The sequence below is a fragment of the Vibrio hannami genome, assembly GCF_029589055.1.
In the GTDB taxonomy this organism is placed as follows: domain Bacteria; phylum Pseudomonadota; class Gammaproteobacteria; order Enterobacterales; family Vibrionaceae; genus Vibrio; species Vibrio hannami.
In genome coordinates this window covers 429,901-443,517 of the sequence record NZ_JARQZP010000007.1, presented here as the reverse complement: position 1 = coordinate 443,517, position 13,617 = coordinate 429,901, and the positions used below count along the sequence as shown (strand labels likewise).

The window sequence follows — 13,617 nt, the reverse complement described above, 5'->3', positions numbered from 1 at the left end:
GAGCCACATAGAATATTGAACACTGTTCTTAATAAATAAATATCATGGCAAGAAGAAACGATCATACCAGGGAAGAGCTGGTCGATTTGACCCTATCTAAAGTAAAAGAGTTCCTAATCAATAGCTCACACCATGAGCTTAGTTTACGTAAAGTCGCAACGATGATCGGATACGCTCCCAGCACTCTTGTAAACATCTTTGGAAACTACAACCTGCTTCTTTTACACGTAGTCGCTCAAACCGTAGATGAACTAAAAGAAGTCACAGCCCAATCGGTAAAGGATGCAGTATCTCCAGACGAAGCACTCTACTTACTGGCTTACTGCTATCACGATTTTGCTAAAGAGCATCCATATAGGTGGCAATTGATCTTTCAACATACAATGCAGGGAGAGCAATTACCCGAATGGCAGTCGGAAAAAATAGATAATATGACTGGTATGCTAGAACACCTAATTGAACAGGTATCTTCTAATAAATCACATGCGGAAATAGTCGAAGCCAGTCGGGTATTATGGGCTGGTGTTCATGGTATTACTTTACTTAGCGTCGACGACAAGTTTTTTGCCTCCGAACCAATCGATGGTAAAAAACTGATTGCCAACCTGTTAGATAATTACCTAGGACGCGAGAAGGATACCCAATGACCTCCAAAGGTTCACTACTTACGCAAAGGCGCTTCCTTCCCTATTTTCTTACTCAGTTTTTGGGAGCGTTTAATGACAATATCTTTAAGAACGTCTTTCTAATATTTGTCGCCTTCGCAGGAAGCAGCGCACTGCCGATATCTTCAAATCTGTTTATTAATCTGGCTGCCGGACTATTTATATTGCCCTTCTTCCTATTCTCGGCAACAGCCGGTGAGTTAGCGGATAAGTACGATAAAGACTGGTTTATCAGGAAGGTAAAGCTGGCTGAGATCGGTATCATGGCATTGGGAGCAATATGCTTTATAACCCATAGCTATGCCATTTTGTTGTTATTGCTGTTTCTTATGGGAACACAATCAGCATTTTTCGGCCCGGTAAAGTATGCTCTTCTTCCAAACCATTTGAAATGCAATGAGCTGATAACTGGCAACGCATTGGTTGAAACCGGGACTTTTTTGGCAATTCTGATAGGCACACTCGGAGCCGGCGTGATTGCCTCTCAAGAGGGTGCAGAGTTCGTAGCTGCAATCTCGGTCGTGGCATTTGCTGTTGCCGGATATGTCACCAGTACTTACATTCCTAAAACGCCAGCCGCAGCCCCCGAATCCAAAGTTCGCTGGCAGCCCCTTACTCAAACCCGAAAAACGATTGCTATCGGAAAATGCGACCCTGTTGTCTTCCAGGCTATTATTTCGATTAGCTGGTTCTGGTTTCTCGGTGCGGCTTACCTTACTCAGTTTCCCAACTTTACCAAGATACACCTAAACGGAAATGAAGCTGCCGTTTCCTTTTTGTTGGCTCTGTTCTCAGTCGGCATTGCTGCAGGCTCATTGCTCTGTGACAAGTTATCTAGTGGCCGAATTGAAATCGGTATCGTTCCTTTAGGTAGCCTGGGTATATCGATATTTGGCGCTTTGTTTGCTTTCTCTATCCCAAAGGACTTACCTAACTTTCAGGTTTTTTCTGAGTTTGTGAGTTATCAGGGCCTTTGGCCACTGTTCGCTTATCTAACACTTTTAGGTGCATCCGGTGGATTGTTTATTGTCCCCCTATACACCATCATGCAACACCGCGCTAAGCAAAAGCAGTGCTCTCAGGTTATTGCGGCTAACAATATTTTCAACTCACTGTTTATGGTTGGCAGTGCTGTTTTAGGCATCGTGTTTCTCGGTATTCTGGAACTGGAAATACCACACCTATTCCTGTTTCTTGCCATTTTAAATCTTTGTATGGCGTTATATCTGTTTGTACAAGCACCAATCTATGTCGTACGATTTTTGGTTTGGACTCTTACCCACTCCCTATATCGGGTAAAGCATGTTAATTTGCAGCATATTCCGGAGAAAGGCGGAGCGTTGATTGTCTGCAATCATGTCAGTTATGTAGATGCCCTACTTTTAAGCGCTGTTTGTCCTCGTTTGATTCGATTCGTGATGGAAGAAGATTACGCCAACTTTCCTCCCCTGAAAGGTTTCCTCAATCGGGCGGGAGTGATCCTATTGATGGCACTAAACGACGTTCGATTCGCAGAGCCTTTACAGAGGTAGAAGAAGCGTTATCTGAAGGACACATTGTCTGCATATTCCCTGAAGGAAGACTTACCAGCAATGGTGATATCCACGAATTTATGCGTGGCGTTGATATCATTCTTAAACGATCTCCTGTTCCGGTTATCCCAATGGCTCTTAAGGGCTTATGGGGAAGTTACTTTAGCCGCCATAAAGGCAGAGCGTGTAAGGGCCTTCCAACTCGATTCCGAGCCAAGCTCGAGGTTGAAGCCGGAGAGCCTATTCCGGCAAGCAGTGCTAACTGCGATCATTTAAAGGCTGTTGTATCCGAATTGCGAGGCGATTATCGCTAGCTAGTACTTGTATTGATTCTGAATTGTCTTATGAACAAAAAATCCGTTATTTTTTATTGTGCCGTTCTTTTCTGCCTTTTGCCGTGGGTTACTTCCCCCACGGCATTGGTTATTGGTTTTTTGCTATCGAGCTTGGGGTTAGTCCCTGAATCAATTTCTACAGCAAAACTAACCAAAAAGCTGCTGGCATGGTCAATCGTAGGGCTAGGTTTTGGCATTCATTTTCAGGAAGCGTTAACCGTGACTGGTCAGGGAATCGGGCTGATTGTCGCGACTATTTTCGGTACCCTATTAATTGGCACTCTGGTAGCAAAGCAAATCGGCTTAGAACGTAAAACCGGCTATTTAATATCAGCAGGTACATCGATATGTGGCGGAAGCGCTATCGCCGCAGTTTCACCATCCATTCAGGCGAATGAAGAACAAACAGGGTTAGCGCTGGCGACGGTGTTTGTTCTTAACTCTATAGCGCTGTTTGTGTTTCCGGTTATTGGCCATGCCCTGAGCCTGGATCAACACACTCTTGGCACCTGGGCTGCTATTGCCATTCATGATACCTCTTCGGTAGTTGGTGCTGCATCAGCATACGGGGAAGAAGCGTTAAAAACGGCTACAACACTGAAACTAGCTCGCGCACTCTGGATTATTCCAGTCGCCTTTTTCAGCGCATTCCTGTTCCGAAATAAGAACAGCAAACTCACAATCCCGTACTTTATCCTGTTTTATTGTATCGCAATTTTAGTAAGTGATTACTTACCTCAGTTTGAAGCTGTCTATCAAGGCATCTTTCGCATATCCAAGCAAACCCTGGTACTTTGCCTATTCTTTATTGGCTGCGGTATTTCCGTTGAGAAACTAAAATCGGCGGGAGCAAAGCCATTGCTGTTTGGCGTGGGTTTGTGGGTAAGTATTTCAACACTTTCTCTGCTGTGGTTACTGCACGTATAGGCGGCTATGCTGAACGCCTGCTTTGCTTTATCCCTAAAGCCAGCATAACAATGGTAAGAAAAGCAGATAATTCAGATAAAGCTCGGATCAGGCCTTCAGACTGTAGCGCTATAAAAAGTTGAATAGCTATCACTAAGATGAGTATAACCCTGACCATCCGATATTCCTGCATGAACTAAATGAGGTTTTATTATGATACAGGGTTATATGGTTTTTAAATTCTGTTTTGCACTAAATTATATTAATCCTAACTAAGCTGACTGTTTACCCAGCTTAAAAAGGTTTTGATCTTAGGACGACTTTCTGAGCCCAGAGAACATAACACACAGTATTTCTGATTCGTTTTCATGCCTGCGTAAGGTGTTACTAACTCTCCACTCTCAATCATTGGTTTAACCGCCAGGTATCGCCCCATAGCAATCCCGGATGAGTATCTTGCTGCTGTAATTTCCATCCCCGGGGAACTGACCGTGTAGGTCTGTTGGTGAGAGTTAATATCGATGCCCATATGGTTTAACCAGTTTTCCCACGCTCTGGAACCATTTACTCTCAGAAAGTTGACCTTTCTGAGCGCTTCATTGCCGTCTTCATACATACGCATATTCTTGGCGTACTCTGGTGTACAGACTGGCACATAGCTCTCTTCCAGCAATGGTTGGCAATAGACATCGTTCAGATGCCCGGTTCCATAATAAAAAGCAACATCAGTATTATTAGCGACCAGGTCACGCTGTTGATCATGAATCTGAAGACACAAATTAAATCCTGGATAACGCTGCTTGAAATCTGAAAGTCGAGGAAAAAGCCAGCCATTAGCAAAGTTTGGCGAGACAGCAATTGAGAGCTCTCCCGTCATTTCTGTCGAGTTTATATCATTGATATCTGAGTAGATGGCATTCAGCGATTTTATAAGAGTCTTGTTAAAACGTTCTCCCTCAGGTGTCAGTTCCAGCTTTCTGGTTCCCCGTACAAATAGGCTAAAACCCAACTCCTTTTCGAGCACCTTAATCCTGTGGCTTACTGCTCCCTGAGTAATATGTAACTGATGCCCTGCCTGAGTAAAACTCAGGCTATTTGCAACAATCGTAAACGTGTGCAAATTCCTTAGGAGCAAAGGATTATCCATCATTTGACTACCCTTTAATACGCATTAAAAACTTTAATTCATACTAACAACATTTTAGTTTGTTCGCGATGAGAAATAAGTTTTAAATACCGACTTTAGGGGGCTAATTCAATCTCCCTAACTATTTAGATTAATTATATTAATAAACAAATTGATAGGAATAGTACAAATGAATGTACTCGGTTATATGCAAAAAGTGGGTAAAGCCCTTATGGTTCCGGTTGCAACACTTCCTGCAGCGGCAATCCTTATGGGGATTGGTTATTGGATGGATCCGGTAAGCTGGGGAGCAAACAATCTGTTTGCAGCCTTTCTTATAAAGTCTGGTAGTGCCATTATCGATAATATGGCCTTATTATTTGCCGTTGGTGTTTCTTTCGGGTTAAGTAACGATAAAAATGGCTCTGCCGCTCTGTCCGGCTTTGTTTGTTTTATGGTAGTCACCACTCTGTTAACCCCGGAATCTGCAGCTCAGTTACTACAAATCCCTGCATCGGATGTCTCTCCAGCGTTTGCTAAAGTTGGTAATCAGTTTGTTGGCATCATTATTGGTATCATTTCAGCAGAAATCTATAACCGCTTTTGCGATGTAACCTTACCTAAAGCTCTGGCATTTTTTAGCGGCAAGCGTCTAGTTCCGATTCTGACTTCTATTGCAGGTATGGGGTTATCTTTTATCCTCCTGTACGTATGGCCTGTTGTCTACGACTCGCTAACAATATTCGGCACTCAACTACAATCTATGGGAGCGGTTGGTGCAGGACTCTTCGGTTTCTTCAACCGTTTAATGCTAACTATCGGTATGCATCATGCTCTGTATCCGGTTTTCTGGTTTGATGTTGTAGGCATTAATGACATTCCGAACTTCCTTGGTGGCGCACAGTCTATTGCTGAAGGCAGAGCAGTTATCGGCCAAACAGGCATGTATCAAGCCGGTTTCTTTCCTATTATGATGTTTGGTCTACCTGGTGCGGCTCTGGCTATTTACCACACCTCAAACAGCAAGGCACGTACTGCGACTTTCTCTATCATGCTGGCGGGAGCTTTCGCCTCTTTCTTTACCGGTATCACAGAACCTCTAGAGTTCAGCTTTATGTTTGTTGCTCCGGTACTTTACTTTATTCATGCTGTACTGACAGGTATATCTCTTTATATTGCCGCTCACATGGAGTGGATTGCTGGATTCGGCTTCTCTGCGGGCTTGATTGACTTTGTACTTTCCACACAGAACCCACTTGCGGTTCACTGGTACATGCTGATCCCACAAGGCATTATTTTCTTTATTCTTTACTACAGTGTGTTCCGTTTCGCGATTACTAAGTTCAACCTGAAAACTCCAGGTCGTGATGAGAACACAGAAGCGTCTGAAATAGCGGATAACATTCCGGCTCTGACTAAGGAATATATCGCTGCTATTGGTGGGGCAGAAAACATCCTGGAAGTAGACAACTGCATTACCCGCCTTCGTTTGACAGTAAAAGATTCCGCGCTAGCAGATTCTGACAAACTAAAATCATTGGGTGCAGCAGGTGTTGTTCCTATTGGTAAAGGTGGCTTGCAGGTTATTGTTGGTCTGGGTAAGGTCGACAAGGTTGCAGCAGAAATGAAGAGAGCACTGGCTTAAATAGGTCCAGAAACAAGAAAGCGGTGACTCATTATCACCGCTTCCACTTAAAGTACAACTCGTCTAGTCGGTGAGTTGCAATTCACCCTCATACCAGCGTTTAAGCTCGCTACGGGAAACTTTGATACTGCCATTGCTAAGCTCAGGCATGCCATAAAAAGCATCTGGTATTTTAAACTTAACCAGTTTATCCGCTAACCATTCAGCTAGTTTCAACTCTTCTACTGCAATATCTGACTGAATTAAAGCTACCGGCCGGTGACCAAACTCTTTGTTCTCTACTGGCAATATAATAGCCTGAACCACTGATGGATGCTGATTGAGAACGGCCTCAATCTCTTCGCAATGGATATTCTCACCGCCAGAAATAAACAGATTATCAGCCCTGCCTATCACTTTAAGCTCTTCACCACACCAGACTCCCAGGTCTTTACTGTCAAACCAGCCATCTGCCGACAGAGCAGTAAGTTTACCTCGGCGATAATAGCCTTCAGCCAGCGTTTTGCCTCCGATAAAAATTCGCTCCCCTTGAAGCTTTATCTCTCTGCCAGACAGAAGATACCCAACACCACCCGAACTATTTGCTCTTTTTGCCATTACAGTAGAGGCGGCTTCGGTCATTCCATAGCCGACCCAGGTTTCAATTCCCCTTTGATTGGCCCTTTGAGTCAATTCTGTAGGGATGTGACTTCCGCCAAGCAACACTCTTTTCAGACTTAAATTAGAGCCGCTATCCAATAAACGCTTGAGCTGAGTCGCCACCAGCGATGCGTGTGTAACGCCTTCAAGATCGGTACTCAAATGCTCTCCGAGGCCAATTTTCATCTGAGCTCCCGAGTATAGCCAACGCCAGACAATCGCGAGCCCTGAGACATGGTAGACAGGCAAGCTTAATAACCAACAATCCGACTGCTCGAACTTCAACTGTTCTAACAGCCCGTTTGCTGATGCTTCATGTTGTTCAGCGGTATGAGCCACCGCTTTGGGTTCTCCCGTTGTGCCGGATGTAAACACTATGCTTGCCAGTGGTTCACTCTGGCTGACATTATGCTCAGATACCCGTCCTTTGGGAGCATTGGTTTTAATTACCACTTCATGATGCAAAGCAGCTCTCTCTAACTCTGAATCAGAGAAGTTTTTACGAGAATCTTTTCCCCACCAGACATGGGAGCACTCTATAACCCTGAATTTGCGCTCGAGCTGTACTAAGGGTTGAGGGAGAACAAAGGCCGGTACTGCACCAATCTCCAACAGAGCGAGATAGATAAACACCAAATCCGGGCAGTTCCTGGATACCAACGCAATAACATCATTTTTTTCTATCCCTTGCCTTAGCAGGTTCCAGCGAATGTTTCTGACATAAGCCTCTAATTCCGACCAGGTAAAACTCTTATCCGGCGTGAAGAGCGCCGGATGATTTGGTGTTTTCTCAGCCCAGTCTGGTAAGAGATTGAACATCTATTAACTCTGCCACACGACTGGTTGATCATGCAGTCGGGCTACAGGCAAGTCACAATCCGGCCACGGTACCTCTAACTGCTGCCCGAATAGCTTGATGGTATCAAGACCCGGAACCTCATCTGGAGTCAGCCATTTTGCCAACCGGGCTAATTGATTCAGCCCCAAACTAGATTCAATACTTGAGCTAATTACCACATTGATAGCCAGACGTTTAGCATCTTCCACCAGCGCTTTGCAACGCTCAATCGAACCTATGAGTGTAGGCTTGATAACAATCACCTTAGCACCTGTTAGGTTGCTTAAAGAAAAGTCCGCTTCTTTAACCGCGTTCTGTAGCGTTTCATCCCAGGCGATGGCGATTCCTGAGTCCATTGCGAAGGCGAAGCTCTGCTCCGGTTTTTCGCATGGTTCTTCGAGAAACTCGATACGCTGGCGATAAGAAGGATTGATATATTTAGCAAATTTCTGTGCTTTCTCTGGTGTCCAGGCACGATTAGCATCCAGACGAAGTGAAAGCGTTGGAATGCTCTCTAAAAACAGGTTTACCAGCATTCCGTCACGAATTGGTTCATACAACCCAACTTTGATTTTAGCGACTTTCTTTTCAGTAGGCAGCGCATCAAGTGCTGGAATTAAGGCATCTGGATCACCAGAGCAAAGCGGCGCGCTAAAGTAGTTACCTTCTTTAGGAAGTTCACCTTTCAACTCACATTCCGCTACCGACAGACCAAAAGCGACAGAGGGGAGTAAGGCGTCAAAATCTATCGGCCTTTTAGCAACCCAAAGTTCTAGCTGCTCCTGAGCCTGAACACCGGCTTGCTCGACGGTTTCACGGCTAAAGCCTGGCAGGGGTGCGACTTCACCATAAGCCGTTTTATTATCTTCAGATAACTCAATTATCCAGCCATCTCTCTGGCTCAGTTTTTTATCGCGAAGCACGACACCACTATCCATTGGAAGCTGGTAACGGTATAACTTGGCATTACGCATGGGGGATTTCTCTTCTTTTGATAAGCAAGCGAGGTTTTAACCTCTAATTCCCCGCCCATATATATCTGAGCGGGGTGAACATCTGAATTTTTATTATGGGTTACGAGGGAACTTAGAGAAGTCCGGTCTTCTCTTCTCATTGAATGAGTTACGACCTTCTTGTCCCTCTTCTGTCATGTAGAACATCATGGTTGCATTACCTGCAAGCTCCTGAAGACCAGCTTGTCCATCACAGTCCGCATTCAGAGCCGCTTTCAGACAACGCAGCGCCATCGGGCTGTGCTGAAGTACTTCACGACACCAGCGAACGGTTTCTTTTTCAAGTTCTTCCAGTGGCACAACTGTGTTTACAAGCCCCATATCCAGTGCTTCCTGAGCATCGTAGAAACGGCACAGGAACCAAATTTCACGAGCTTTCTTCTGGCCTACGATACGAGCCATGTAAGAAGCCCCCAGCCGCCATCAAACGAACCAACTTTAGGGCCAGTCTGACCAAACTGCGCATTCTCTGCAGCAATAGTCAGGTCACACATCATATGCAGAACATGACCACCACCAACAGCCCAGCCAGCGACAGAAGCAATGACTGGTTTCGGACATGTGCGGATCTGACGCTGGAAGTCCAGAACGTTTAAGTGGTGAGTACCTTCTTCATCTCTATAGCCGCCGTAGTCGCCACGAATCTTCTGGTCACCACCTGAACAGAATGCATCTTCTCCAAGACCGGTCAGAATGATCACACCAACATTTTCATCATAGCGAGCATCTGCCAGTGCTTTGATCATCTCTTTTACGGTTTGAGGACGGAATGCATTTCGAACCTGTGGACGCGCAATCGTAATTTTTGCGATACCGTCTTCAGATTTGTGAAAATGAATATCTTCATATTCAGAGCTACAATCTTCCCAGGCTACCGGTGCATAGAGTTCTTCTTCAGTGATTCCAACTGTTTTTGCCATGTTCTATTCCAAATTTGTTCTTTCTAAAATAGTGGGTGTTGCCTCACCCAATTGATCACGAACCAGCTTTGCAAAGGGCTCTGGAGCCTCTTTATGGACGTTATGTCCGGCTCCCTTAACTGCAGAATAAGATAGCCTGCTTTGCTCAGCAAGTTCGAAAAATTTTTTATCTTTCTCGCCACAGATATAGTGTAGCGGAACATTGATACTTTTGAGTTTATCTAATAAGTACGGCTGTTTAGCCAGAGAAGTAGACAGCATGATTTCTGCAATTCTACTCCCGGTATTTTTAGCTCGCACTTTAACCAGGTTTTGTCTCTGGTCTGAAGTGAGCGAAGAAAACACCGGTTGCAAGTACCAGTCATTCAGCACCTGCTCCATTTTTTCTTCCGCAAAACGCTTTGCCCACCGTTGATCATTCGCCAGCCTTTGCTGCTTCTCTGTATCGGATTTTAAACCAAAGTTACCACCTTCCAGTAGTACATTATCTACATTCAAATCATCAAAACTGTGATGTACTAATCCATATATCAATAAACGCGCACCCAGCGAGTATCCAATCAGTACCACTGGTACACTTTTATCTAGGCCAGCGTTTAATAGTTGCTTTTCGACCGCTTCGGACACCTGGCCTAAAACAGAATCAAACCCCACGCTGCCGATATCTTTGCTCTTACCATGTCCAGGGAGATCGATAGTTACCCTATTATACTCTTCCAGTAGGTCTAGTACTTCCTTCCAGTCATCACCGCTTCCCAGCAAACCATGCAGAAAAACCAATACTGGCTTTTCTGACTCAGGCTTCTTTGATGGATAGAAATCAGTGGCTAACATCTTTTGTTTTCAACACCAGCTCTTTCACGGCTTGCGTCGCTTGTTCAGGTGGTGTTTGAACTTCCACCAACAAGCACCCTTCTCCAGCTGACAAATGCGCTTCAACGGAATCAATTAAGGCTGGCATTGATGTTGGTTGCACATACTGTATTCCGAATTGAGCCGCAGCATGCTCAAACTGATAACCGTGAGGCATTTGATACAACGACTGCTTTTGCTCTTCCGGAACTGGCAGTAAGTCGAAAATCGCACCACCGTCGTTATTGGTTACAACTATCACCATTGGCTGGCTGCTTTTCCCAGCTAACGCCAGAGAGTTCAGATCATACAACAGGGAGGTATCACCCATAAGCATCATTAAAGGTTGCTCACTCGCTATCTGAGTACCAACTGCCGTTGCTACAAGGCCATCTATTCCAGAAGCTCCCCGATTAGTGAACACTTGCTTATCTGCAATTTTTCCAACCATATCCAACAGACGAACTATCAGGCTGTTACCGATAAACAGGTTTAAGTCTTGCTGAATGAGGTTCAACTTGTGAGCCAGTTCCAGCTCACTAATTTGCGCTGGAAAAATCAGAGACTGAGCAACACTTCTAGAATACTCGCGCAGCGTATCACCCCAACCTTTATACGGTGAAGCGTGTGACTCCATTGACTGAATCTGCTTATCCAGCCAGGTTTCAACGTTTCCGGCAATATGAACAACTGGAAGATGGTTAGGATTTAGCCTTTGAGTTGAATCCGTAACGAGTACATACTTCGCTTGCCTCTCTGCCACTGAAGCTTTAATAAAAGCATCCAGACGCTTAGATACCAACCTGGCTCCAATCTGAATAATGAGGTCACTGCTTGCTAATAGCTCAGAAGCTTTTTGATTCTGTAGCCAGATATCATAACCAGCCCAATCACTGGTTACTCCAGACTGAGGATCGGTTAACAATGGCCAACCTAACTCTTCCGCTAACCGTTTCGCTTTTAGACTCTCTTGAAGTGGTACGTTTCCCACAACAATAATGCCTTTGTGTGTAGTCAGCTCAGTTAGAGCTACAGGGGAATCGGTAGTCTGTATATGCTGCTCAATATATGGAGCCTTACCTTGTAACCATTGCTCGATGCTTTGAGAATATTCATTCAGAAGCGATTTGCTGCCATCTGAGTACAGTGGCTCTGGAAAAGGGCAATTGATATGTACTGCCCCACCCGCCTTTTGCTGCAGATACATCTTCTGGTCGATGCTACTAAGCAGCCAGTTAAGGGAGATCTGTAATGTAGGACTCGGCAGGTTGAGTGAATCGGTAACATGTGTACTGAATATACCTAATTGATTGATAGCCTGATTAGCTCCGCAGTCAATTAACTCAGCAGGCCTGTCCGCCGTTAATACAACCAACTTTTCTTTTGTAAGCCCTGATTCAGCAATCGCTGGAAGCAGATTAGCCACTGCGGTACCCGAGGTAACAACAATCGCAACAGGGTCATTACTCGCTTTCGCAATACCAAAAGCCAGAAAGCCAAGCCCTCTCTCATCGAAATGCGTATGTATTTTCAGGTTCGAATTTTCCTGCGCCTCAAGTGTTAATGGCGTTGATCTTGAACCAGGGGCAATACAGATGTGCTTCACTCCAAACCGGGTAAGCTCTTCAAGGATTGTCTGGCTCCAAACTCGATTTAATACAGCCTGAAGCGTGCCAGCGTCAATCATTGATGGTTGGCTCATGAAGCCACCTCAATAGAAGGGTTTTCAGTTAACAGGGATAAAAGAGTCGACATTTTTCTGTCCAACTCTTGCCATTCATAATCGGCGTTCGAACCTGGAACAATACCCGCTCCGGCATAAAGTTCTACTTTATTACCAGTAAAAAGCGCACTTCTGATGGCAACACAAAATTCCGCTTTCTGATGGCTGATAAAGCCAAGTGAACCGCTGTACCACCCTCGGGCGAATGGCTCTATATTACGGATAAACTCAATCGCGTCTTCACGGGGCAAACCAGCAACCGCAGCGGTAGGCTGAAGTGCAGATAGTAGCTGAACACCATTGGTACCCATTTTGAGCGCGGCATGAATAGCCTTCTTCAGATGCTGAACCTTGCGTAGCCGAATTAAATTAGCCTCTTTCTGAGCATCAATTTCCATCGAGTGAGGAGTCAAACGCTCGACAATATCATCAACTACGTACTGGTTCTCCTGCAGGTTTTTCTTATCCTGTGCCAGCCAATTAGCTAGTTCTAGATCTTTCTGCGCATTTGAGCCTCGGCCAATTGTTCCGGCAACCGCTTCAGTTTCCAGTTCATTTCCATTGCGTCTGTATAGTCGTTCAGGGGTCGAACCAACAAACGCGGACTCTTTATCGATAGCAAACAGGAAATGGAAGCTATGGCTGTTCTGCTCCCTACTCACTTTAATAAGTTGCGCAGGTGATACCGCACCGTTTAACAGTAACTCTGTTTTCCTTGCCAACACTACCTTTTTGAACTCGCCCTGCTCGATGCTGGTTAAAGCACGATTCACCATATCAGTCCATCCCGGCAGTTCTGGCAAATGGTTCACCGAATCGATATCTGCGTTGATTAATGGCAGTTTAGTAACGTCTGAGGCAAGTTGGTTAAGCGCCTTTATTACCGGAGCGGTGTCATCGCCAATGTTGACGATAATCGACCATCGTTGATCAAATCGGCTTAGTTCTATCTGTGGAAGGAAAAAATAAGAAGGCATTCTGTCATCTTGACTATCGTATGCCCTGCCACCCCATACACGCTGGTCATCAGCCAAAATAGCGTATGCAGGAGCAGGTTCGGTAAAGGTATGAACTTTACCTAACGCCACAACTTCTTCTCGGGTATCTCGTGACTGCCAGTAAAACCTTGGGTAATGCGGTTGTGCCTCCAACCAGTCTATCGCTGAAAAATCAGCGCCAACCTCTATATCCTGTGAAAGGCGACAATTCCGTGCTTCGCAATCTTCTACTTTCTTTGCTAATGCAACAATCGCTTTATGAAACTGGGACAAATCGACCTCTTATTGGAGCAAATCTACAGATTATTCTTTTTTAAGCACATAAGAGAGATACTCTATTTGCTGGCTATCCGCAAATCAAGTTCAGTGCTTGGTTTTGTGCGCCCTAAGTATACTCTCGTTTACTGGTTCAGCCAGTTCAAATC

At 45.0% G+C, this 13,617-nt stretch carries 9 protein-coding genes and 2 pseudogenes; 4 read left to right on the top strand and 7 right to left on the bottom strand.

Annotated elements, in window-relative coordinates:
* Positions 1–44: 44 nt before the first annotated feature.
* The 3 genes and pseudogenes from P7F88_RS16455 (at position 45) to P7F88_RS16445 (ending at position 3,459) form a co-directional block, all read left to right on the top strand.
* A complete protein-coding gene (locus P7F88_RS16455) occupies positions 45–647 on the top strand; it encodes a TetR/AcrR family transcriptional regulator (RefSeq protein WP_277826420.1) in 603 nt (200 codons plus the stop codon).
* Positions 644–2,511 (top strand): annotated as a pseudogene (locus P7F88_RS16450) (MFS transporter). The gene P7F88_RS16455 and the pseudogene P7F88_RS16450 overlap by 4 nt, the downstream one beginning before the upstream one ends.
* A gap of 30 nt (positions 2,512–2,541) precedes the next feature.
* Complete coding sequence (locus tag P7F88_RS16445; RefSeq protein WP_277826419.1) at positions 2,542–3,459, top strand: YeiH family protein; 918 nt, start codon at positions 2,542–2,544, stop codon at positions 3,457–3,459.
* A gap of 247 nt (positions 3,460–3,706) precedes the next feature.
* Here P7F88_RS16445 and P7F88_RS16440 read toward each other — a convergent pair whose 3' ends face one another.
* Positions 3,707–4,588: a LysR substrate-binding domain-containing protein gene (locus P7F88_RS16440; protein WP_277826418.1), complete on the bottom strand. Its 882-nt coding sequence runs from the start codon at positions 4,586–4,588 to the stop codon at positions 3,707–3,709.
* 166 nt (positions 4,589–4,754) lie between these two features.
* Here P7F88_RS16440 and nagE point away from each other — a divergent pair, with 166 nt between their 5' ends.
* Complete coding sequence (nagE, locus tag P7F88_RS16435) at positions 4,755–6,209, top strand: N-acetylglucosamine-specific PTS transporter subunit IIBC (RefSeq protein WP_277826417.1); 1,455 nt, start codon at positions 4,755–4,757, stop codon at positions 6,207–6,209.
* A gap of 63 nt (positions 6,210–6,272) precedes the next feature.
* Here the strand turns inward: nagE and menE are convergent, their stop codons facing one another.
* From menE to P7F88_RS16405, 6 genes and pseudogenes are all read right to left on the bottom strand, one after another.
* A complete protein-coding gene (gene menE, locus P7F88_RS16430) occupies positions 6,273–7,667 on the bottom strand; it encodes an o-succinylbenzoate--CoA ligase (protein WP_277826416.1) in 1,395 nt (464 codons plus the stop codon).
* 3 nt (positions 7,668–7,670) lie between these two features.
* The gene (gene menC / locus P7F88_RS16425; RefSeq protein WP_277826415.1) at positions 7,671–8,660 is read right to left on the bottom strand and encodes an o-succinylbenzoate synthase; all 990 of its coding nucleotides are present in this window, start codon (positions 8,658–8,660) and stop codon (positions 7,671–7,673) included.
* A gap of 93 nt (positions 8,661–8,753) precedes the next feature.
* Positions 8,754–9,619, bottom strand: a pseudogene (gene menB, locus P7F88_RS16420) (1,4-dihydroxy-2-naphthoyl-CoA synthase).
* Positions 9,620–9,622: 3 nt separating this feature from the next.
* Positions 9,623–10,453 (bottom strand): 2-succinyl-6-hydroxy-2,4-cyclohexadiene-1-carboxylate synthase, encoded by an 831-nt coding sequence (gene menH, locus P7F88_RS16415; protein ID WP_277826414.1) that lies wholly within the window; start codon positions 10,451–10,453, stop codon positions 9,623–9,625.
* On the bottom strand, positions 10,440–12,173 hold the full coding sequence (gene menD / locus P7F88_RS16410; protein ID WP_277826413.1) for a 2-succinyl-5-enolpyruvyl-6-hydroxy-3-cyclohexene-1-carboxylic-acid synthase: 1,734 nt from the start codon (positions 12,171–12,173) through the stop codon (positions 10,440–10,442). The genes menH and menD overlap by 14 nt, the downstream gene beginning before the upstream one ends.
* Positions 12,170–13,465 carry an isochorismate synthase gene (locus tag P7F88_RS16405; protein WP_277826412.1) on the bottom strand — a complete coding sequence of 432 codons (1,296 nt, stop codon included), beginning with the start codon at positions 13,463–13,465 and terminating at the stop codon, positions 12,170–12,172. Before P7F88_RS16405 ends, menD begins: the two co-directional genes overlap by 4 nt.
* Between the last annotated feature and the right edge of the window lie 152 nt (positions 13,466–13,617).